The organism is Pseudorhodoplanes sp. (assembly GCF_059499825.1).
Genome location: NZ_JCABZI010000005.1, coordinates 333,104 through 354,528 on the forward strand (window position 1 = coordinate 333,104; position 21,425 = coordinate 354,528).

The following is a 21,425-nucleotide window of genomic DNA, read 5'->3' on the forward strand; positions in this document are numbered from 1 at the left end:
GAGCCGTCACTCCGGCATTGTCATGCCGCCCCGAGCCTGTACATTCCAGTGAAATTTCTAATTGTTCTGGCTATATACCTTATTTTATTTGCATTTGTGAAAGACCACGATTACAAATATTTCAGTGAAATTTCAGAGCGACCATGTTTGACCTCACCCTTTTCGACCCCCTGGCCCGAACCGAAACCGTCGCGCCCACCAAACTGGTGGTGGCGGGATGGACCGGCCGCGACGCCGCCGCGGTGACGCACCACATCGAGGAGCTGAAGGCGCTGGGCGTTTCGCCCCCGTCGCGCACACCGATCTTCTATCTGGGCAACCTGTCGCGCGTGACCTGTGCCGGGGCGATCGAGGTTCTGGGAGAGGACACGAGCGGCGAGGCCGAGTTTGTGCTGCTGCAGCACAAAGGTGTTCTCTGGGTCGGCATCGGCTCCGATCACACCGATCGCAAGCTTGAGACATACGGCGTCGCCGCATCGAAGCAGATTTGCGACAAGCCGATCGGCTCGGCGTTCTGGCGCTACGATGCGGTCGCGCCGCACTGGGACCAGCTCAAGCTGCGCTCCTATGCGACGATCGATGGCAAGCGCGAACTCTATCAGGACGGATCGGTGGCGCAGATGCTGTCGCCGGCCTCCCTGCTCTCGCTTTACGACGATCGCGGCGTCCTGCCGGACGGCACGGTGATGTTCTGCGGAACGCTGGCTGCCATCGGGGGCATTCGCCCAGGCAGTCGTTTCGAGTGCGAGCTGATCGACCCGGTTCTGAAGCGAACGATCCGCTGCGATTACGACATCACGGTTCTGCCGATTGTCAGCTGACGGCACCACGATGAAACACAAACGCAACGTCAAACAAATCCAGCAATCGCCGCTGACGCCCGCACCTCTGACGGTTGTGACCCCGATCCAGCCGTCCCTGCGCGACGCGGCCTATGACGCGATCAAGCATCGCATCATCACCTGCGTGTTCAAGCCGGGCGACTACCTCAACGAAGCGTTCGTATCCGCCTCGATCGGTATCGGCCGCACGCCGGTCCATCAGGCCATCGACCGGTTGACCCAGGACGGGCTGCTCGAGGTCATCCCCCGCAAGGGCGTGATCGTGAAGCCCGTCAGCCTCGACGAAGTCGCCCAGATCATCGACGCGCGCCGGATCAACGAGCCCTATTGCGCCAGGCTGGCTGCAGAACGCGCCGATCACATCGACATTTCCGTCCTCGGCGACATTCTCAACCGCGCCGACGCCTGGACCGAAGTGCGCAACATCGAACAGATGATGCTGCTCGACCGTGAGTTTCACATCGCTCTCGCCCGCGCTGCGAAAAATTCCGTCATGTCGGGGATTCTCCAGAACCTGCACGAACGCTCGCTCCGCTTCTGGTTCATCTCCCTCACCGCACATGAGCATCATCGTGAGGTGCAGAAGGAACATCGCGCCATCTTCGAGGCGATCAGAAATCACGATCCGGACGCCGCCACACAGGCGATGATCGATCACATCGACTCGTTCCGTCGCAACGTCACGCGCCATCTCGAGCGGGGGACCCCATGACAAAGCCACATCTGGAATTCTTCTCCGTAGACATGACCGAAGGCTGGGCATCTCCGCCGGGCTACCCCGCCGGCATCCAGCAGAAGATCTTGACCAGCGACCTAGACGAAACCAGCAAGACCGGCAGCCGCACGCGCCTTCTGCGCTTCGTGCCTGGCGAATACACCACCGCCCCCTTCGTCCACGATCATTGGGAAGAAGTCTACCTGATGTCGGGCGACCTGACCGTCGGCAACGATGCCAACGGCAACGGCGGCGAACGTTTCACAGCACCGACTTATGCCTGCCGCCCGCCTGGCGCGGTACACGGCCCATTCAAGTCGGAGACCGGATGTCTGTTGTACGAAGTGCACTTCTACGAAAAGAGCGTCTCCAACAAGAAGTGACGCCGCCTAACTTGGATGCCGGATCACACAGAGCGGAGTTTTACAATGCGTAGTTCTTGCGGCATGTTTGGACGATCAGCGGCTCTTGCCGCTGCTTTAGCGGCGATCACCTTCAGTCAGAACCCGGCATTGGCTCAGGATTGGCCTCAGCGCCCGGTTACGCTGATCGTTCCGTTCGCCGCCGGTGGCAACACCGACGGCATCGCACGGATTACCGCCGAACGGCTGAGCAATGCGTTCGGTCAGTCCTTTGTCGTCGAGAACCGTCCCGGTGCCGGTGGAGCCATCGCAGCCGACATGGTTGCGAAGGCCGCGCCGGACGGCCACACGCTGTTTATCGCGGCCCTGCCTGTCATGGCGATCGTGCCTGCGATCAACAAGGTGCGCTACGACCCGATCAAGAATTTCACGCCGGTCAGCAACATTGCGACCAACCCGTTCGTGATCGTCGTCAACAAGGACATCCCGGTCAAAACGCTCAAGGAATTCGTCGACTATGTCGGCGCGCGCAAGGGGCAACTGAGCTATGGGTCGGCCGGTATCGGCAGCCTCAACCATCTGTCGATGGCGCTGTTCCTGAAGAAGGCGGGCCTCGAGATGACGCATGTCCCCTACAAGGGCAACGCGCCCGCGCTCTCGGATGTCGTGGCGGGCCATATTCCCGCAATGTTCTCCAACTTCTCGGATGCGCTGCCGCAGGCCAAGGCGGGCAACGTGCGCATGATCGCGCTGTCGTCCGAAAAGCGCTCGCCGCTGGCGCCCGAACTGCCGACCGTCGTGGAATCCGGCTATCCCGATTTCGAGATCCTCACCTGGAACGGGCTGATGGCGCCGGCCAACACGCCGATGCCGATCGTCGAGAAAATTGCCGCGGAGGTCGCCGCAGCCGTGAAGGATGAGAAATTCGCCGCGCGTCTGTCGGAATTCGGCGTCGATCCGCTGGGCAATTCGCCCGCGCAGTACAAGGCGATGCTTGCGCGTGATGTCGCGACCTGGGCCGAGGCCGTCGACCTCGCCGGCGTCAAGCAGCAGTAGCGGGTGCGCCATGAACGAGGTTCCGGTTCTGGTGGCCGGCGGCGGGCCGGTCGGTGTGATCACCGCGCTGGCGCTGGCGCAACGCGGCATCCCGGTTCGGGTGTTCGAGGCGGCGGAGAGCGTCAACGACGCTCCCCGCGCTTCGACGCTGCATCCGGCCACGCTGGAAATGCTGGCGAGCGTGGGATTGCTGGATGAAATTATCGCACGGGGCCTGGTCGCGCGGACCTTTCAGTTCTGGGATCGACCGACACGCAGCGTCGTGGCCGAGTTCGATCATGCCATTCTGGAGAACGATACCGACTACCCTTTTGTCGTGCAATGCGAGCAGCACAAGATCGCCAATCTCGCGGTCGAGAAGCTCCGGGCCTTCAAGCATGCGGAGGTCACGTTTTCCGCTCCGGTGACCGCCATCTCGGCGGGCGACGACAACGTGGACATTACGGTTGCAATCGACGGACGTGAGCAGACACTGTCCGGGCGCTATCTCGTCGGTGCGGACGGCGGCCGTTCCACGGTGAGGAAATCGCTCGACATTCCATTCGAGGGCTACACGTTTCCGGAGCGCTTTCTCGTGCTCACGACGTTGTTCGATTTTGCCACCGAACACGGCGTCGCCTATCGCGCTTATTTCTCCGACCCGGACGAATGGACCAACCTGTTCAAGGTCGCAGGCGATGACGGCAAGGGCCGCTGGCGAGCGGTGTTCCCCACCCTGCCGGGACAGACCGACGAGGAAGTCCTCAACGAGGCCGCAACCGAGGCGAGGCTGCAGAAGTTTTTTCCCAAATCCGGGACCTATGAGATCGTCCACCGCAACATCTACCGGGTTCACCAGCGCGTCGCAGCGCGCTTCCGGCACGGCCGCGTGTTCCTGGCCGGTGACTCGGCGCATGTGAACAATCCGATTGGCGGCTTGGGCCTGAATTGCGGCATACACGACGCGATGCATATCTCATCGTTGCTCAGCTCCGTTTTGCACGGTGAGCGCCCCGAGAGCGACCTCGAGACGTATGATGCGGTTCGCCGTCCGATGAACATCGAATATGTCCAGCAGCAGACCATCGCCAACAAAAAGCGCCTTGAGGAAAAGGAGCCGGCGACGCGACAGGCCAACTTCGACAATCTTCGCCGCACCGCTGCGGACCCCGTCGGCCATCGCGCATTCCTCATGCGCACTTCGCTTCTGGAGAGCGTTCGAAAGCAAAAGGCCGCAGCATGACCTCGTCTTCGAACCGGTTCAAGATCGCTGTTCCGGACCTGATATCGAATTCATATTTTCCGGCAATCGCCGCGACCGAACTCGGCAAGTTTCGGGAGCAGGGCCTCGACGACGAGATCCAGCTGATCTTTCCGGTCAGTAAGGCTTACGAAGCCTTGCGCGCGGGTGACGTCGATTGCGTCGCAGGCTCGGCGCATTCCGCGCTCGCGGCTTTTCCGGAGTGGCGCGGCGTGAAGCTGCTCTGCGCACAGGGCCAGGGCATGTACTGGTTCCTGGTGATGCGATCCGACATAGAACCCAAACGAGGGGATGTGAGTGTAGTCCGGGGTCGCAAGATAGGTGCTGCGCCCTGGGTCGAGCTCGGCTTGAAACAACTTCTCGTTGCCGCCGGCCTTGATGAAAAGCGCGACGAAATCACCATCGCCCCCGTTCCAAACACAGGCAGCCCCAGCGTTAATTTCGGTCTGTCCGCGGCAAAGGCGCTGGAAGAACGGCTCATCGATGGATTCTGGGCCAACGGCATGGGAACCGAGGTCGCCGTCCGTAGCGGAGCCGGAACAGTCGTGCTCGACATCCGGCGCGGCGACGGACCGAAGGAATGCTTCAACTACACCATGGCCTCGCTTGCGGTGACGGACGATTTCCTCGCGCGACGGCCCGACGATGCGCGTCGCGCCGTGACCGCGATGGAAGACACTCATGCAGCATTGAAGAGCGACGTGTCGCTCGCGGCGGAGGTCGGCCGCAAGGTTTTCCCCGAACGCGAGGCGTCACTGATCGCCGCGCTGATCGAACGCGACCTGCCCTATTATTCGACGGAAATCACGCCGGACTTCGTCGCCGCGATGAATGAATTTGCACGGCAGCGCGGCATTCTCAAAGGCGCCCCGACCTTTTCAGAGGTTGTCGCCGCGCTTCGATAGTTAATTGTTGGACCGGACGCCGGTCAGGCACTCTGCCGTAATGCATCCCAGACGCGTTGCGGCGACGCCGGCAGATCGAAATGCTCGATCCCTTGCTGGGCCAGCGCATCCAGCACGGCGTTCATGCCGGCCGGTAGCGCGCCGGCGACGCCGGACTCGCCCGCGCCTTTCACGCCCAACGGATTGGTGGTGCATGGCACGCTGTGATGCGCGGTCGCCATGACCGGCATGTTTGCTGCCCTGGGCAGGGTGTAATCCATCAGCGAAGCATTCAGAAGCTGCCCGTCATTGCCATAGCGCACATGCTCGCCGAGAACCTGACCAAGGCCCTGAGCGATCCCGCCGTGGGTTTGTCCATCGACGACCGTTTCGTGAACGATCGTGCCAACATCGTCCACGGCCGTGTAGCCGACCACCGCGACAAGGCCGGTGTCGGGATCAATCTCGATCTCGCAGACATGGCAGCCATTGGGAAACGACATCTGAGGCGAGGTGAATTCACCCACGCTATCCAGACCGCCCTGCAACTCTTCAGGGAGACCGGTTGCTTCGCGCGCTTGCCTGGCCAGTTCAAGAATGGGAATCCGGAGGTCGGTCCCCGCCACGCAGAACGTTCCGGCCGAGAATTCGACATCGCCGATGGCCACTTCGAACAGATGCGAGGCAATGCCGCGGCCCTTTTCGATGGCGCTGTCACAGGCAACAACCGAGGCGCTTCCGGCCATCATCAACGAGCGCGAGGCGACGGAGGGCGTACCATCCGGCACCTCATCGCTGTCGCCCTCGATCAGCTTCACCTTGCCGATATCGATGCCGAGGCGTTTTGCGATCACGCGGGGAAAGGTGGTCTGGTGTCCCTGCCCCATCGCCTGTACGCCGACGCGGATGGCCGCGGTTCCGTCGGCATCGAAGCGCAGGTCTGCCTTTTCATTCAGAATGCCGCCGGCGACTTCAAGAAAGCAGCACATGCCGATTCCACGCAGCAAACCTTTTGCGCGGGCGGCCTCGCGGCGTTTCCCGAAACCGGACCAGTCCGACAATGTCAGCGCTTTGTCCATCAGCGCTTCGAATTCGCCGCTGTCATAGATCGGACCGATCGCGGTCTGGTAGGGCATGGCCGATGGCGGAATGAAATTGCGTCGGCGCAGCGCCGCCCGGTCGATACCGAGCTTGCGCGCGGCTCCGTCGATCAGCCGTTCGACCACATAGATCGCTTCCGGCCGACCGGCGCCACGATAGGGACCAAGCGGCGCGGCATTGGTGAAGACGAGCTTGACGTCCAGCTGGATCGCGGGGATCCGGTAGACGCTGGACAGGCAATTCTTGGTATTGGCCGTCCCGAAGATCGCCGTGTATTGGGTCGTGTAAGGACCGATGCCGACGAAGTTGCGTGCGCGGAGAGCGAGAATTTTGCCATCGGCGTCAAACGCCATCTCGCCTTCGAGGATGCCGTCGCGGCCATGTGAGTCGGATAAGAAGCTCTCGACCCGGGTGTTGCACCATTTGACCGGGTGGCCCGTCTTGCGCGCGGCATAAAGGATCGCGCCGTATTCGGGATAGGTCTGCGCCTTCATCCCGAAGCCGCCGCCGATATCGTAAGTCAGCACGCGAATTTTCGTGAGCGGCACCTTGAAGACGCCCTCGGCCAGCAGCTTGCGCACCACCGCCACGCCCTGCGTGGTCGCGATCAGCGTGTAGCGCTCCGACTTCTCGTCCCACAGACCGATCCCGGCGCGTGGTTCCAGCGATACTGCTGCAAGCCGCGTGTCGTCGAGCCGTACGCGCTCGACATGCGCGGCCGCAGCAAAGGCAGCATCGACCGCGGCAACGTCTCCATCGCGCCAGTCCAGCGCAATGTTGCCGGGCACCTCATCGTAAAGCCGTGCCGCATCAGCCGCCATCGCGCTTTCGATATCGGATGCGCTGCCGAGTTCGTCGAGCTCGACCTCAACAGCCTCCGCAGCGTCCTGCGCCTGCACGAGCGTTTCGGCAACGACGAGCGCGATCGCCTCACCGACGAAGCGAACACGGTCCGTCGCCAGCACCGGCATCGGAGCTGCAACCATTGGCTTGCCTTCACGTCCGACCGTGCTGGCGACAGGGGGAATGCCGCCAAGTCCGTCAGCCGCGAGGTCTGCACCCGTGATCACCGCCAGCACGCCCGGCATTGCACGCGCACGTGTCGCATCAACATGCGTGACAAGCGCATGGCCAACAGTCGCGCGGACGAAAACGCCAAAGGCCAGGCCAGGCATTTTCAGATCATCGGTGAACTGGCCGCGGCCGGTGAGCAATGGCTCATCTTCGCTGCGCAATGCGCCTTGGTCGCTGCCGAAGCGTACAGGTGTACTGATCATGATGCGTCCGTGAAGTCAGTCAGGGAGATTGCCAAGCTGCAAGATGAGGTCGGCGGCGCCGGCGAGGTCGCTTTCAAGCGCGGCGCGGCCGAGGGCGCCATCGCGGCTTCGCATCGCGCGGATCATGTCCTTGTGGGAGTCGGGCGCGAATTTCCGGGTGGCCTCGCGGCCGCGCACGCCAAGCGAGAAATGCAGAAAGGGACCGATACGAAGCCACATGTTCTCGATGATTCCGAGCAGCACAGGCATCTCGGCCGCGCGATAGATGGTGAAGTGGAATTCCTTGTTGATGCGGAATGGACGCGTCGAGTCTTCGAGGTGGCGCATCTCCTGGCTGAAATCCGCATTGAGTTCTTCAAGATGCGCGACGACGGAGGGATGAATACGGGCTGCGGCCTCTTCAACCGCTTGCCCTTCCAGCATCAGCCGCACCTTCAGGATTTCACGAACGCCAGCCTTGGTCGCAATCGGGACACGGATCGCGCGGTTTGGCAGAACCTCAAGCGCACCTTCCGCCGCAAGCCGCTGCACCGCCTCGCGTACCGGCATCAGGCTCGTGCCGAAGGCACTGGTGAGTTGGCGAAGCGTGATCTTTTCACCCGGCTTGACGCCACCCACCATCAGGTAGTCGCGCAACTCGGTGTAGACGCGCTGGCCCAGCGTGCCGCTTTCGATTGCATGAAGGCCGGAAAGATTGGGAGCTTCAATGTTCATGGGTCTGCACGCGACGACAAACAGGCTTGACTCCTCCGCTGGAGGAATGAGACTAGGTATATGTGATCACATATCGGGTCACAAGAGAAGTTCGTCACGGTTTCTCCCGGCGCGTGCGCCCGGCGAGCACCGCGGCGTTCGAGTCACGCGCGAAACAACAACAAGCCGCGCGAGCAAATGGGAGGACGTCATGTCCAGCAAGAAGTCACTGAGCGCGTTCGCGCTTTTTGCCGCTCTGAGCGCAAGTCTCGCATTTCCACAAACAGCCGCCGCGCAGGACAAGGGACCGATCAAGATCGGCCTGCTCGCACCGCTCACCGGTCCGCTGGCTTCGCCCGGCAATGACATGGTCAGCGGCTTCAAGCTGTTCTGGAACCAGGCCAACCACATGGCCGGCGGCCGGAAAATCGAAATCGTCACCGCCGACACAACGTGCAATCCGGACCAGGCGCTGACCCAGGCGCGGCGCCTCGCGCTGCAAGAGAAGGTCAACATCCTTGTCGGCCCGCTCTGCGGGCATGAAGGCCCGGCGGTCGCCCAAGTCAGCAAGGAAACCGGCATCCCGCTGGTGATGGACGCGGCCGGAGCCGACGACGTCACCAAATGGAACCGCACGCCGACGGTTGTGCGCACCGCCGTCTCGTCGAGCCAGATCGGCCATCCGCTCGGCGAGTATCTCTACAAGGAGCTGGGACTGCGAAATGTCACCTTCATCGGGCAGGACTACACGTTCGGCCACGAAGTGACACTCGGCGCCGTCAAGACGTTCACCGATCTCGGCGGCAAGGTCGCGAAGCTGATCTGGAATCCGATCGGCACCAAGGATTACGGCACCACCATCAGCACCATCCCGTCCAACTCGGACGGCGTCGTTGCAATCGTCGTGGGTGCAGACCGCATCCGTCTGTTCGAAGACTGGTACAACTTCGGGATGGACAAGAAGATGAAGCTGTATGGCGGCTACTGGCTGCAGGAAGACATGCTGTCACAGGTGGACGACCGTGCCGTCGGCATGGTTGCGAACTCGCTGCATTACGCAGCCGGCATCGACACGCCGGAGAACAAGGCCTTCGTGGACGCTTACGCAAAGGCCTACAAGCGGCTCCCGTCATGGTTCTCTGAATCCGCCTACACCGCCGGCATGTGGACGAAAGCCGCGATCGACAAGATCAACGGCAACGTCGAGGACAAGGACGCCTTCCTCAAGGCGATGCGCTCCGTGGAGTTGAAGGCACCGCGCGGCCCGCTCAAGCTGGACGCGTACGACAACCCGATCCAGAACGTCTACGTTTCCAAGATCGAGAAGCAGAAGCATCCGGTCCTGGGCGAGGTTCTCATCCCCGTTCCGGTGAAGACCTACGAAGCCGTATCGCAGTTCTGGACGTGGAAGCCGGAAGAGTTTCTGGCCCGCGGCCCCTACAAGCGCTGAGCAATTGACTGAAAAGGAGCGGCGGCGAAACAGCGCCGCTCCCTTTCGCATGTCCGAAACCTCCGTTTTTCGTCGGTAAAGTCGTTACATCGTAATGCAAAGCGCGATCCTTCAGGCCATCAATGGCATCTCCCTTGGCGCTCTGCTGTTCTTGCTGGCGAGCGGCTTCACACTGACATTCGGCCTGATGCGCGTCGTCAACATGGCGTACGGCGCGTATTACCTGCTCGGCGGGTATATCGGACTCTCGATCGTGCGCGCCGGCGGCAGCTTCGAACTCGCGATGCTGGGCGGCGGCTTGTCGATCATCGTGCTCGGCTACTTCATCGACCGCTACCTCATCCGTCGAACCGGCAACAACCATCTCGCACAGGTGCTGCTGACCGTCGGAATCGCGTTCGTCATCGGCGAGGTCTGTCTGTCGATCTGGGGCGGGGACAGCCTGAAAATTCCGCTGCCGTCCTATCTCAGGGGCTCGATCGTCCTGCCTGGCGATCTCTATTATCCAAAATTCCGCTTCGCGATGATCATCTTCGGGATCGTAGCCGCACTCGCACTCTGGTTGCTCTATCACAAGACGCAGATCGGCGCGGTCGTGCGGGCCGGCGTCGACGATCGCGAAATGGTCACGGCCACCGGCATCAATGTCGACCGTCTCTTCGTTCTGGTCTCCGCACTCGGTTCGTTTCTCGCGGGCGTCGCCGGCGTGGTCGGCGGTGCGTTCCTGACGCTCAATCCCGGCGCCGAATGGGACATCCTCGTGTTCGCGCTGGTCGTCGTCATTATCGGCGGCCTTGGCAGCCTGGAGGGTGCGATCCTTGGCAGTATTATCGTTGGCCTGCTTGATGCCTACGGACGATGGCTGTTGCCGGAATTCTCCTATTTCGTGCTGTTCGGCCCGATGGCCGTGCTCCTTCTTTTCCGCGTCACCGGCATCTTCGGCAAGGAGCACTGAGCGATGCGCTTTGCCATAGCCTTCATCCTCATCGCAGGCGCGGCTGTTGCGCCGCTATTCGTTGGCGAATTCTGGGTCGGACTGATGACCCAGATCATGATCTTCGGTTTGCTCGCGCTCTCGGCCGATCTGCTGCTCGGCAATGCCGGCCTGTTCTCGCTTTGCCATGCGTCATTCTTCGCGGTCGCGGCCTATGCGACTGCGATCCTGCAAGTGCGGCATGGCGTGCCGACGATCCTCGCGGCGCCTGCGGGCATTCTTGCGGGCACCGCTCTGGCGATGCTGTTTGCCTTTTCGGTCCGGACCCGCGGCGTCTACTTCATCCTGATCACGCTGGCATTCGGTTACATTGTCTGGGGCGTCGCCTATCGGTGGGCGTCGTTCACCGGCGGCGACAACGGCGTGACCAATGTGCCCTACCCCGCCGTCGGCGACTTCGCGATCACCAATTCCGTCCAGTATTATTATCTCGTCCTGATCGTGGTGGTGCTGTGTCTGTGGGCCTACAGCATCCTGATCTCCTCGCCGTTCGGCCTGGCGATGCGCGGCATCAAATCGAGTGAGCCGCGGGTCCGTAGCCTCGGATTCGACGTCAGCCGCCATCTCTATGTTGCATTCGTGCTATCCGGGCTGCTCGCCAGCATCGCCGGCGTGCTCTACGTCTACTACAACCGCTTCATCAACCCGGCCGCGGCATCATTCCCGGTGTCGGTCGAGGCGGTGCTGATGGCCATCATCGGCGGCTCCGGGACTCTTTTGGGGCCGCTGATCGGCTCCGGCATCATCCTGATGCTGCGCAACTGGGTCAGCGGCTATTTCCACTTCTATCATGGCATTCTCGGAGTTGTTTTCATCGCCACGGTTCTCTGGGCGCCGAAAGGATTGATGGGCCTGATCACGCGCTGGCGGTCCGGCGATCGCGGAGAAGGCGCATGACCGCATCCGCAATCCAGACCGAGAACCTGTCCAAATCGTTCGGCGGCCTGCATGCCGTTGTCGATGTGTCGCTCGCGATCGCTCCCGGCGAGCGCCGCGTTCTGATCGGACCGAACGGCGCCGGCAAGACCACCCTGTTTCACTGCATCTCCGGTACGCATCGGCCGACCTCGGGGCGCGTCCTGCTATTCGGCCAGGATATTTCGAACGTCGCCGAGAACCGCAGAACCGCGCTCGGCATGGGACGGACGTTTCAGATCTCCAATATCTGCACTGACCTGTCGGTCCGCGAAAACCTGCAGCTCGCGGCGCTTGGCAACGACAGCCGCAAATGGGTAATGATCCGGGCGGCAAGTTCCTTCCCCGACATCGCCGATCGCGTGGAGCGAAGCCTTGAGAGGATCGGGCTGGCGGACCGCTCCGAGGACGAGGTGAAGTTCCTCTCCTACGGCGAACGCCGGCAGCTGGAGCTTGCGCTCGCGCTCATTTCCGATCCGAAGGTACTGCTGCTTGACGAGCCCTGCGCAGGGTTGTCGCCCAGTGAGCGGCAAAGCTTCTCACGCATCATTTCTGCGCTGCCACGCGACATCACATTGCTGATGATCGAGCATGACATCGATATCGCGCTGGCGCTGGCCGACCGGGTGACCGTCCTTCATCGCGGTCACGTTATTCTGGATGGCACACCGGGAGAGGTTCAGAAAGACGAACAGGTCCGGGAGGTCTATTTTGGCCGCGTCTGACGCCCTTCTCGCTGTTCGCGACGTCCACACCTATTATGGCGATAGCTACGTGCTGCACGGGCTCAGCCTCGAGCTGTCGCAAGGGCAGATCGTTGCCATCATCGGCCGCAACGGGATGGGCAAGACGACGCTGATCCGTTCGATTGCCGGCCTGACCCCGCCGCGCCGTGGTGACGTGGTCTTCGAGGGCCAGTCCCTGATCGGAAAACCGGCCTATGAGATCGCACAATCGGGAATGGCGATCGTCCCGCAAGGCCGTCGCATCTTCAAATCATTGACCGTGCGGGAAAACCTCTTGTTGCCGACGAGTTCGCTCGCCGGGCACCGCAAGACGGACCCAAGCCGCAAGCAATGGACACTCGATGCCGTGCTTGAGGAATTCCCGCAACTCGCCGAACGTATGGACAATACCGGCAACGCCCTGAGCGGCGGCGAACAGCAGATGCTCGCGATCGGCCGCGCGCTGATGGCTAACCCAGCGCTGATCCTGATGGATGAACCGTCGGAAGGTCTTTCGCCGAAACTCGTGCAGAAGATCGAGGAGATCATGCGCAACCTGCGCAATCACGGTCACGCGATTCTGCTGGTGGAGCAAAATCTGGCGCTGGCGCTGTCGGTCGCGGACAGCATCTACGTCATTTCGTCCGGCCAGTTCGTTTTTCATGGGACACCGGAGGAATTGTCGAGCAACCATGAGGTTCTGGACAGCCATGTCGGCGTGGCCGGACATTGAAACGGAACTGACACATGAAGATGTTCGACCTCTCTGGCCGCGTCGCGGTGGTCACCGGCGGGAATTCGGGTATCGGCTTCGGCATCGCCGAAGGTCTGGCAGAAGCTGGCGCCACGCTTGTGATCGTTGGCCGCCGCGCCGAAGCCAATGCGAAAGCCGTGCAGACCTTCGAATCTCGCGGCACCCGCGCCTTGGCGATCGAAGCCGACGTGGGCAAGGACGAGGACTGCAAGAGGCTCGTCGACGAGGCGGCTGAACGCGCCGGACGTGTCGACATCCTGGTCAACAATGCCGGCATGGCCATCCGCAAGCCACCGCACGACTATTCTCCGGCCGAATGGCGGCAAGTCATCGAGGTCAATCTGTCGTCCGCGTTCTACTGCTCACACGCGGCCTACCCGCATATGTGCCGCGCCGGCGGCGGAAAGATCATCAATATCGGCTCGATGATGTCGATCTTCGGCATGCCCTTCGCGGTCGCATATGGGGCCAGCAAAGGCGGCCTGGTGCAGATGACCAAGGGCTTGGCGACCGCCTGGGCCAAGTACAACATCCAGTCCAACGCGCTTCTGCCGGGGTGGATCGACACACCATTTACACGCACAGCACGCGAGCAGGTCGCCGGCCTGAACGACCGCGTCGTTGCGCGCACCCCCGCCGGCCGCTGGGGCGAGCCCGCGGACTTCGCCGGAGCGGCCGTATTCCTTGCCAGCAATGCGTCGAATTTCGTCAACGGCGCGTCGATTGTAATCGATGGCGGCTATTCATCGATGGGGTGAGAGCTGCGGCTCCGATGACATCGACATAATTGAGGAGGACATTCGAGCCGTAGTAGCGCTGGTCACGGACGCTATCGAGGTCATTCGCGGCGGCGATGTCATCTCCTGTCTCGGCTTCAATATCGCGCTGCGGCCGTGGGTGGAAAAGAATGGCCGACGATCGAGAAATTCCTCGCCGCCCTGTCGGAAGCCGACCGGTGGAGGCGTAAGAATCCCAAGCAGGCTGCTGCTTTTGGCACCCGCTGAATTCCCGGTCTTAAGCCCGACGTTGCGGAGACTGCGATGCAGTACAACATCCAGCAGGTGGATCGCTGGATTTCCGCCCACAACTATCGCGCGCTTTGGAAGGCACAGGATACGTTGCAACGGCTGGGCGTGATCAAAACGGTGTTCGATATGAACAAACACATCGAGCCCAAGTCATCCTCAACGTGATGAAGGCATGCCCGGGTCTGTTTTCAGACCTCCAGTCCATTCCCACGGAGGTGGCGATTTGCATTGGGCTTCGTGTTCAAGCCTTGAGCCTCGGATGCCGCGCATGCTGTCGAAGGGTGAGCGGCAAACTCACCTCCGCAACCAGTCAAGCACTGCATCAGCAATACTCCGTTGAAACGCTGCTGACAGGGACGCGCATCCGCGTTCGCAGTGAGTGGCCGGGACCAGGAAAAATTTCTGAGCAAATTCCTGGTGTGGTGGGCGCACAAGGATTCGAACCTTGGACCCGCTGATTAAGAGTCCCTGATTGGGGGCTGATTTCACGGCGCTTTTTTCCCAACTCAGTGGAAAAGCCGCCATGAAGAAACAAAGGGTTACGGCGAAATCGCCAACTGAAAAGCGCGGGCGCCGGCCTCGCATCCGCCGCAAGCTCGCGCTGTCGCCGTTGATGCAAGAGTGGCGCGCGGCGAGCCGATCCGCGCGTGATCAATTGCTCCGCTACATCTTTGGAGAGTTGGTCGGCTCCGCGGTCATCGCGATGAGACGCGCCAGGGCTCAGGTTGAACCTGCTCGGTCCCGCCTGGCTGCGGAAACCCACTCCCCGCCGCACCCAGTAGACGAGTTTCTGACGACGTGTGTGCGGCAGCGCGCGGGCGCGGAGGTTAATGCCGAGCATCTCCATCGTTTGTTCTGCTCGTTCGCCGCGAAGAGGCAGTTGCCCTCGCTTTCAATTGTCCGATTTTCTCGTGAGCTTCAGGCCCGTGGGTTTCAGCGGCGGCGATCGAGCGTCGTTTACTGGGTGGGGTTGCAGCCGAAGATTTCGGAGGTGGAGCGATCATGATCGATCCATTCCAACCTAACCGGGTAGGCCGGTCCGAAGTGAGCCACGGCGGTAGGTCGGCGCAAATCTGGCGCTCACGCATCGCGCGACTCACATGCGATCTCGACCTGTCAGAACCGAGAAACTGTCAACTCTCCCAACCCTCCCATTCTTGGGAGGGTTGGCGATTTTCTAAGTCATTGATTTTGGCGGCTTTGGGAAGGTTCGGGGGAGTTGGGAGGGTTTTCGCGCGCTCGATCTCACATGCGCGCGTGCGCGTGCGCGTGCGTGCGCGTGTAGTTCTCATACATAAAAACCCTCCCAACCCTCCCAACCCTCCCATTTTCTTTTCCTTACCCCTTGTTTATCGGCATTTCCGACGGAGCGTTGCGTTTGTTGCAACCCTCCCGACCCTCCCAACCCTCCCATTTCTGAATTCTGACGGTTCAGCGCTGGTCAATCGGGTGTTCAATCATCGAAGCGCAAGAGGCATCCGAACTCAAGCGCTCCGCCCTTGCTGGCCCGCGCAGCTCGAATGTGCTCGCCCATATTCGCGTCAACTAGCGGCAGACCCTAGGGGAAATTCCCCTAGGGCTTTCGTCAGGTCCGGACTTCTGGGGAATTTCCCAACTAGTCGACCGAGTTGTGGTGATCCGATTCCAAAGACCGCCGACACCTTCCGGGAATTTCCCGGAAGGTCCTTTACCGAGTTTTTTGGTTCCGCCCCACGTTGGGGATCTTCCCCAAGTTGGCGCGCGGCGAACCTCTTTCGCTTCTCACCCTCCCCTTCGCTCGCTCGTAGGAGATTTGCATGAGCGTTATCAATGTCATCAAGCAGTCGAAGCAATTGCACGTCCTTACCGACGGTGCAGTGTACGTTGGCGAGGAGATATTGCACTCAGCGTGCAAGGTCTGGACGGCTGCGCATCTGCCGGCGATCTTCGCTGCTCGAGGTCCGCGGTGGTTTTGTACGCAAATCGTCGATCGCCTGGCCTACGGCGCTAATAGCTTCGGCCAGCTCAAAGACGAAATTGCCGATCGGTTCCGCGTGGCGATGCAAGAGTTGACGCCGGCTTTAGCACTCGTTTCTGCGCATCAACCGACGGGCTCCAATTTCGACAAACTTGAAGTCGTCGTCGCCGGCATGGCGGGAACATCATTTGACAGCTTCTTCATCTGCAATCACTCAGAGCTTGGCGCCGAGGCGTTTGCGCTCCGTTCTATGGGCGCTTTGGCGTTCCTACCCGGGACCGAAAAGGTTGAGCTCGATTTTATCGCAAGCTTGGCGCCGCACGCATCCGCCGATGACATTGATCCTGTAACGGACGGCGCACGCCTAATGGGTCTTCAAAGACAGGCCAATCTCGCGCCGATTGGCGGCTTTGCGCAGCTCACGAGTATGGATACCAGCGGCACCATCACCACTCGGATAATCGAACGATGGTCTTCGGTCGAGTTGCCGCGTGAAATAGCAAAGCGAACCGGTCGAGACCTGGCAAGAACGGCCGACACGGAGTTGGATCGCGTTTGGGACGAAGCCGATCGCATTTTTGCAGCGGGGCAACGGCAATGACGGAGCAAGTTACAATTTCGAAGCTGATGTTTCCTGGTGTGATTGTCGGCGAACGGGCTGCCCCAGTCGGCCAAAGCATAGAAGACTTTGTTGGCGATAGCGGCTGGGCGATCAAGCGGCAAGACACCGGGTGGGATTTCAAGCTCCCAGCAATCTGTGCTCGCAATGGGCTACCTGTCCTTCGGCAAGACTGGCCTGTCACCAAAATTGAGACCAGCGATTGTATCGTTTTCATTGTGCGGCCGCACGGCGGTAGCGTCACCGGAAAGTCGGTTGTCAGCATTCTCGCGGCAGTGGCGTTGGCTGCCGTAGCGCCCTGGGCCGGCGGAGTCGTCGCTGGGGCTTTCTTTTCAGGTAGCGCCCTCGCCGCCGGCCTGGTCGCCGGCGCTATCAGCGCCGGCGGTCGATTGTGGCGATGTGAAATAGGCTCCACCGCAAGCCACAAGTCTTATCCGCCGTGACAACCAGAAAGCTGGCAAACAGCTCTGCGCAACTTTAGCCTCATCAGTGACGGGCGGCGCAGTTTCGGCATCGGGCGCCCCGCTCAATCAAATGGGGTGAGACAATGGAATGGTCGGCGATACCATCAGAAATATACACGCTCGCAGGCACGTTGGTGGGCGGGTTGATTGGCTTCCTTGGAACCTATTTCACGCAAAGGACTCAGACAAAGATCGAGCGTCAACGGATTCGTGAGGCAAGATTGGGCCAAGTCGCACTCGATCTAGCGGCGGTTGCACATTCTACATGCTGGCTCACCTGGTCCGCCTCGCGGAATTACGTCAACGACAAGCTAATCAATGATTATAACGCCGAAATACACCAGATCCTTCCAAGGATCATTGGAAGCCATATTGCTCTTGCCTCGGCGGACAGATACCTCGGGCAATTGACTCGAAAGCTCGTACTGGACGCCCATGAGGTCGACGAAAAAATTGGTGAGGCGTGCATCACTTACGAGACAAACCGCGCCAATGGGATCGCTCAATTAGCTAAGATTAACGCGGATGCCCGGAGGTTGGACGACGATATCTTCGAACAACTTGCTCAGGCTGCTCACGACGGAGCGATAAAACGGTTCACATCTCGCTTCCGTAGGACCAAGGCGCGGCTCGATCACTCTTAGGCGGCGCGATCTAAACCTTTAATCACGTTAAAGCCGCGACGCACTCTCGTTGAGAGCGACTCTGTTCAGTCAATAACTTTTTTTGGCGCGCCACACTGGCTTTTGGCTTGTAGCTCCTGTGCGCATCGATGTTACGGTGCTCTTTGTTCGTTTCTTCAATTCCTTCCGGAGGCAATCGATGTCAGAAATTCGTGCAGCGATCGCTCGACATACTCACGACTGCAGTTCTTTCGCAGCGCTCTGTAAGTCCGAGCCGCCGCTCGACAGCTCGGCGCTTGTCCACGAACGATATGCCGCCCTGCAAGTAGCGGCTACCGATCAATTGTTTGATGCGGCTTGGGCTGTTGCTCACGCTCATCCGAACGACATCGGCGATGTTCAGCTGCTCATTCAACACGCCGCTCGTGTCGATGAGCTCTCGGTACCCGACGAATGGCTTAAAGCGATTGTTAAGAATCTGGCCTCAGTTGAACTCGACCAACTGGCCCCTGACTCCCTGCGCGAACGAGGTTAGGGCATCACTAGGGCGAGCGCGTAAACGCTCGCCCTAGTGATACTATCTCGGGACGTAGACGCGGGTCCGCGATGTATAGGTGATCGTCGTCTTGACTGGCGGAACGGATGCCCGTTGCATGGCTTCAATCTGGCGCTCGGCCTTCCGGCGCTCATAGTCGCGATCGATTTGGTGCATGCGTTGCCGGTAATCAGCGTCGATTTCTGACATGCGCCGTTCGAATTTCTGTCCCGGCTTACGAAGCGCCTGGTCACGTTCAACCCGCTCGCGCTGGGCGCGGATGCGTGCTTGCTCGGCGGGATCGTTAATCGATGCCAGCGGAGTATTGCTGACGGCCGGGACTGCTGCGGTTGTTGAGGCCGGATTGGTCGCGGGTGCGGTTGTTGTGGCCGGATTGGTCGCGGCATGCACAGCGATGAAAGCGGCGATGAAGAGCCCAAAGGCGGAAACGATGAGCTTAAACATAGCAAATTCCCTCCAATTGGTTACACGTTGCGCGAGAGAGTTTGCAGTGTGGTTGTTCCGATCGATCGAATTTTATGCTTTCCTTACCAAGAAGGCCTGGATGGTCGGGAAGCGGATCGATCTCCAGCGCTGGTGTTCCCCAATCCAATCCGCGCCGGGCTGAGAGTGCCTGAGCGTTATTCGCATGGAAAGGCCGGTCAGGTCGGCGGGGTTTTCGCGTTCATGGTTATGGGGTGCGTCATCGCCGCGCCCTATGCGCCCTCCCGGCGCGGTCGCTCGGTTGTTCGCCGCGCACCGAGCGACCCCTTCGGGTCCTCCCTGGCGAGTCCCGTATGTGGGCGGCCACAGCGCGGCGTTTCCCTAGCTGGGCCTCCGAAAAATAAGGTTAAGTCGGTTAAGTCGGTTAAGTCCGCCCCGTTAAGCGATGGCGACCAAACCCTGAATTTCCGGTTCGAATACCGATTACGCGCCGAGCTTAACCGAAGCATCGGCCACGGGCGCCTGCTCGAAAGAACGGGTTTCCGCGACGGCGAAATCGAGGCGCGCCCCTTGAGACACTCCCCCGCGATTTTTCTGACTGGTGGGGAGGCCCTTCTTGGCCGTCGATCGATTCAACCGCCCCCTGCAGATGGTGTCGCGCGTCCTCGAAGGGTGCTTCGGCCGTTTTGGCGGATAAAGCCTGCCAAGACGATGGCGACTCAGTTAGGCGCTGTATACGATCGCGTGGCGGTCTGCCTGCAGGCGGCCAAGAGAGCGAGGCCGGCGAAGCATTCGGAAGTCGCGGGCATCCGCGATACACTTGATGCGATTAAGCCGGCTTTCCTGGCCCGCGTTTTACGGGCCTGCAACTGCACGGAAAACGTTCGCTCCCTTCCAAGCGACGCTACGGTGCATCCTTCGGTCTCGCGGCGCTTTGCGCTCGCGGCTGTGCAGCACGCAGACAGCTTCCGGCGTATCGGCCCGATGCGCTGCGGCGGGTCGATGCTTTTACTAAAGGTTACTCCGCACAAAGTGGAGGCGGCGAGCCCCCCGCAAACGTAATTCCCGTATTGACAGCAATTCCAACAGTTGGTTCGTCGAGCGACGCTCCCTGAATTTTAAACGCGGCTCATCCTGCCCGTAAAGCAGGGGAAACTGAGAACGAGAGATAATGGCGGGATATCCGTGAAGCGACCGGATGAGCAGGTATCCTGCACAACGGATCGAACTAGCGAGTCTGAACAAAGCTGCCGCCTCGGGTTCAGCCCCATTGACGCGCCAGCTTGCCTGCCAGGAGCTGCGGTCGCAGCAACACTTCTCTACACCCGGAGCTCGCCAGTCGCCGTTGAAATTCGACACAAAGAAGTGGGTCTCGACTTGGGGCTCAACCGTGCCGTAGTCTTCATTAATTGAGCCGGGGCGCGGGACTAAAATGCTGGTTTTGCATCTGTCAGATATTCACTTCCGCCATGGAGAAGTCGGGGTCGCGATGGACCCCAACGCACATTTGCGAAATGAGTTGCTCCGCGACGCGGAATCGCAATGCGCGGCGATCGGCAAAGCGCCGGACGCGATAATTATTTCAGGCGACATTGCGTTTGGCGGCGATGTACGTGAATACGCCTTCGCTCTTGACTGGTTGTCAGAGCTTTGCGCTCGCTGCAATACGGAACTCAAAGCCGTTTTTACGATCCCAGGCAATCACGACGTCGTCAGAGCAATCGCATCGAGACCGATCATTCAGTCACTCCATCGTGACATAAAGCGAACGAGTACTATCTCCCTTGATGGCACCCTGCGAGGCTTGCTCACGGACGTGGAAACGAGGCGGCTACTTTACGAAGCGATTGGTCCATATAACAATTTCGCTGTTCAATTCTTTTGCGATCTCCTTCCGCCGGAACGGACAATCGCTATCAGAGACCTGACTCTGGAGGATGGTTCAACGCTAAGAATATCAGGATTGAACTCAGCGTTCGTCTCGAGCTCTTCCGACTGCGCTGGTGACTTATTTGTCGATCCCGCCTGCTTCCAACTACAGCGAACCTCTGGCGTCGAGCACCTTGTTGTGTGCCATCATCCCTATAACTGGTTGAGACAGGGTGATCTCCTCCGGGACCACCTAAACGATGTGGCTCGTATCCACCTGTTCGGTCATGACCACGTCAACCGGATTGAGCTTCTCAGAGATTGCGTTCGCATATCAGCCAGTGCCGCGCATCCGGATCGGACAGAGCCAGGATGGGAGCCGGGGTACAATCTGATTGAAATCGGTGTTTCGACCGAAGAAAACAGGCGTACAATGAAAGTTGCCGCCCATGTGCGCGTTTGGCAAAGCCGACCAGGAGAATTCAGAGCTAAGACTGACCGCGGCAATACGGTCTTTCGGCAAGATATCCCACTTGAATCATGGAAGCCGTCGTTAAATGAAGTTGAGCACGATCAGCTCGTTGACAGCCACTCCGGTCCGATCACGCCAATATCAGCAAATGCAAGTATTTCCATGGTGAGCAGCATGGATCCTCTCCGCGAAATTGGCATAAGATTTTTTAGGCTTACCCTGAGTCAGAAGGTTGCGATTGCCGGAAAGCTGAACCTCCTTGAGGAAGAAGACGCGAATGAGCCAGATTTCGAGCGGTTTCGGCGTGCATTTATTCGCGCACGCGATCGCGGGCTAATTGACGTTTTGGACAGAGAAGTGCGGTTAGCTATCAAAGGTGAATAGTTCAAAAGAACAATGGGGAACT

22 protein-coding genes are annotated in these 21,425 nt (G+C 60.1%); 19 read left to right on the forward strand and 3 right to left on the reverse strand.

Annotated elements, in window-relative coordinates:
• The first annotated feature begins 143 nt into the window (after positions 1-143).
• From AC5I5I_RS08750 to AC5I5I_RS08775, 6 genes are all read left to right on the forward strand, one after another.
• Positions 144-821, forward strand: coding sequence for a DUF2848 domain-containing protein (locus tag AC5I5I_RS08750; RefSeq protein ID WP_495971967.1), 678 nt, complete (start codon positions 144-146; stop codon positions 819-821).
• A gap of 10 nt (positions 822-831) precedes the next feature.
• Positions 832-1,554: a GntR family transcriptional regulator gene (locus AC5I5I_RS08755; protein ID WP_495971969.1), complete on the forward strand. Its 723-nt coding sequence runs from the start codon at positions 832-834 to the stop codon at positions 1,552-1,554.
• Positions 1,551-1,940 (forward strand): cupin domain-containing protein, encoded by a 390-nt coding sequence (locus AC5I5I_RS08760; protein WP_495971971.1) that lies wholly within the window; start codon positions 1,551-1,553, stop codon positions 1,938-1,940. Before AC5I5I_RS08755 ends, AC5I5I_RS08760 begins: the two co-directional genes overlap by 4 nt.
• 63 nt (positions 1,941-2,003) lie before the next feature.
• On the forward strand, positions 2,004-2,975 hold the full coding sequence (locus AC5I5I_RS08765) for a Bug family tripartite tricarboxylate transporter substrate binding protein (RefSeq protein WP_495971973.1): 972 nt from the start codon (positions 2,004-2,006) through the stop codon (positions 2,973-2,975).
• Between the two features lie 10 nt (positions 2,976-2,985).
• Entirely contained in the window at positions 2,986-4,197 is a 1,212-nt protein-coding gene (locus tag AC5I5I_RS08770) for an FAD-dependent oxidoreductase (protein ID WP_495971975.1), read from the forward strand.
• On the forward strand, positions 4,194-5,120 hold the full coding sequence (locus tag AC5I5I_RS08775; protein WP_495971977.1) for an ABC transporter substrate-binding protein: 927 nt from the start codon (positions 4,194-4,196) through the stop codon (positions 5,118-5,120). Before AC5I5I_RS08770 ends, AC5I5I_RS08775 begins: the two co-directional genes overlap by 4 nt.
• A gap of 23 nt (positions 5,121-5,143) precedes the next feature.
• Here AC5I5I_RS08775 and AC5I5I_RS08780 read toward each other — a convergent pair whose 3' ends face one another.
• Together AC5I5I_RS08780 and AC5I5I_RS08785 are read right to left on the reverse strand one after the other, a co-directional pair.
• The gene (locus AC5I5I_RS08780) at positions 5,144-7,477 is read right to left on the reverse strand and encodes a xanthine dehydrogenase family protein molybdopterin-binding subunit (RefSeq protein ID WP_495971979.1); all 2,334 of its coding nucleotides are present in this window, start codon (positions 7,475-7,477) and stop codon (positions 5,144-5,146) included.
• Positions 7,478-7,492: 15 nt separating this feature from the next.
• Entirely contained in the window at positions 7,493-8,191 is a 699-nt protein-coding gene (locus tag AC5I5I_RS08785) for a GntR family transcriptional regulator (protein ID WP_495971981.1), read from the reverse strand.
• Positions 8,192-8,381: 190 nt separating this feature from the next.
• On the opposite strand from AC5I5I_RS08785, the gene AC5I5I_RS08790 reads away from it, so the two are divergent.
• The 12 genes from AC5I5I_RS08790 to AC5I5I_RS08845 all read left to right on the forward strand — a co-directional run bounded on the left by AC5I5I_RS08790 (position 8,382) and on the right by AC5I5I_RS08845 (position 18,234).
• Positions 8,382-9,620, forward strand: a complete 1,239-nt coding sequence (locus AC5I5I_RS08790) for an ABC transporter substrate-binding protein (RefSeq protein WP_495971983.1) — start codon at positions 8,382-8,384, stop codon at positions 9,618-9,620.
• 94 nt (positions 9,621-9,714) lie between these two features.
• On the forward strand, positions 9,715-10,575 hold the full coding sequence (locus AC5I5I_RS08795) for a branched-chain amino acid ABC transporter permease (RefSeq protein ID WP_495971985.1): 861 nt from the start codon (positions 9,715-9,717) through the stop codon (positions 10,573-10,575).
• 3 nt (positions 10,576-10,578) lie between these two features.
• Positions 10,579-11,511 (forward strand): branched-chain amino acid ABC transporter permease, encoded by a 933-nt coding sequence (locus AC5I5I_RS08800; protein WP_495971987.1) that lies wholly within the window; start codon positions 10,579-10,581, stop codon positions 11,509-11,511.
• On the forward strand, positions 11,508-12,254 hold the full coding sequence (locus tag AC5I5I_RS08805; protein ID WP_495971989.1) for an ABC transporter ATP-binding protein: 747 nt from the start codon (positions 11,508-11,510) through the stop codon (positions 12,252-12,254). Before AC5I5I_RS08800 ends, AC5I5I_RS08805 begins: the two co-directional genes overlap by 4 nt.
• Entirely contained in the window at positions 12,241-12,987 is a 747-nt protein-coding gene (locus AC5I5I_RS08810) for an ABC transporter ATP-binding protein (RefSeq protein ID WP_495971991.1), read from the forward strand. The genes AC5I5I_RS08805 and AC5I5I_RS08810 overlap by 14 nt, the downstream gene beginning before the upstream one ends.
• Positions 12,988-13,001: 14 nt before the next feature.
• The gene (locus AC5I5I_RS08815; RefSeq protein ID WP_495971993.1) at positions 13,002-13,766 is read left to right on the forward strand and encodes an SDR family NAD(P)-dependent oxidoreductase; all 765 of its coding nucleotides are present in this window, start codon (positions 13,002-13,004) and stop codon (positions 13,764-13,766) included.
• A gap of 282 nt (positions 13,767-14,048) precedes the next feature.
• A complete protein-coding gene (locus tag AC5I5I_RS08820; RefSeq protein ID WP_495971995.1) occupies positions 14,049-14,201 on the forward strand; it encodes a hypothetical protein in 153 nt (50 codons plus the stop codon).
• Positions 14,202-14,559: 358 nt separating this feature from the next.
• Positions 14,560-15,042 carry a hypothetical protein gene (locus AC5I5I_RS08825; RefSeq protein WP_495971997.1) on the forward strand — a complete coding sequence of 161 codons (483 nt, stop codon included), beginning with the start codon at positions 14,560-14,562 and terminating at the stop codon, positions 15,040-15,042.
• A 790-nt stretch (positions 15,043-15,832) separates the two neighbouring features.
• Entirely contained in the window at positions 15,833-16,594 is a 762-nt protein-coding gene (locus AC5I5I_RS08830) for a hypothetical protein (RefSeq protein ID WP_495971999.1), read from the forward strand.
• Complete coding sequence (locus AC5I5I_RS08835) at positions 16,591-17,055, forward strand: hypothetical protein (RefSeq protein ID WP_495972001.1); 465 nt, start codon at positions 16,591-16,593, stop codon at positions 17,053-17,055. Before AC5I5I_RS08830 ends, AC5I5I_RS08835 begins: the two co-directional genes overlap by 4 nt.
• 104 nt (positions 17,056-17,159) lie before the next feature.
• Positions 17,160-17,720 carry a hypothetical protein gene (locus AC5I5I_RS08840; protein WP_495972003.1) on the forward strand — a complete coding sequence of 187 codons (561 nt, stop codon included), beginning with the start codon at positions 17,160-17,162 and terminating at the stop codon, positions 17,718-17,720.
• Between the two features lie 178 nt (positions 17,721-17,898).
• On the forward strand, positions 17,899-18,234 hold the full coding sequence (locus tag AC5I5I_RS08845; protein ID WP_495972005.1) for a hypothetical protein: 336 nt from the start codon (positions 17,899-17,901) through the stop codon (positions 18,232-18,234).
• A gap of 42 nt (positions 18,235-18,276) precedes the next feature.
• Here the strand turns inward: AC5I5I_RS08845 and AC5I5I_RS08850 are convergent, their stop codons facing one another.
• Positions 18,277-18,699, reverse strand: coding sequence for a hypothetical protein (locus AC5I5I_RS08850; RefSeq protein WP_495972007.1), 423 nt, complete (start codon positions 18,697-18,699; stop codon positions 18,277-18,279).
• 1,411 nt (positions 18,700-20,110) lie between these two features.
• Here AC5I5I_RS08850 and AC5I5I_RS08855 point away from each other — a divergent pair.
• Positions 20,111-21,403, forward strand: a complete 1,293-nt coding sequence (locus tag AC5I5I_RS08855) for a metallophosphoesterase (RefSeq protein WP_495972009.1) — start codon at positions 20,111-20,113, stop codon at positions 21,401-21,403.
• Positions 21,404-21,425 lie beyond the last annotated feature (22 nt).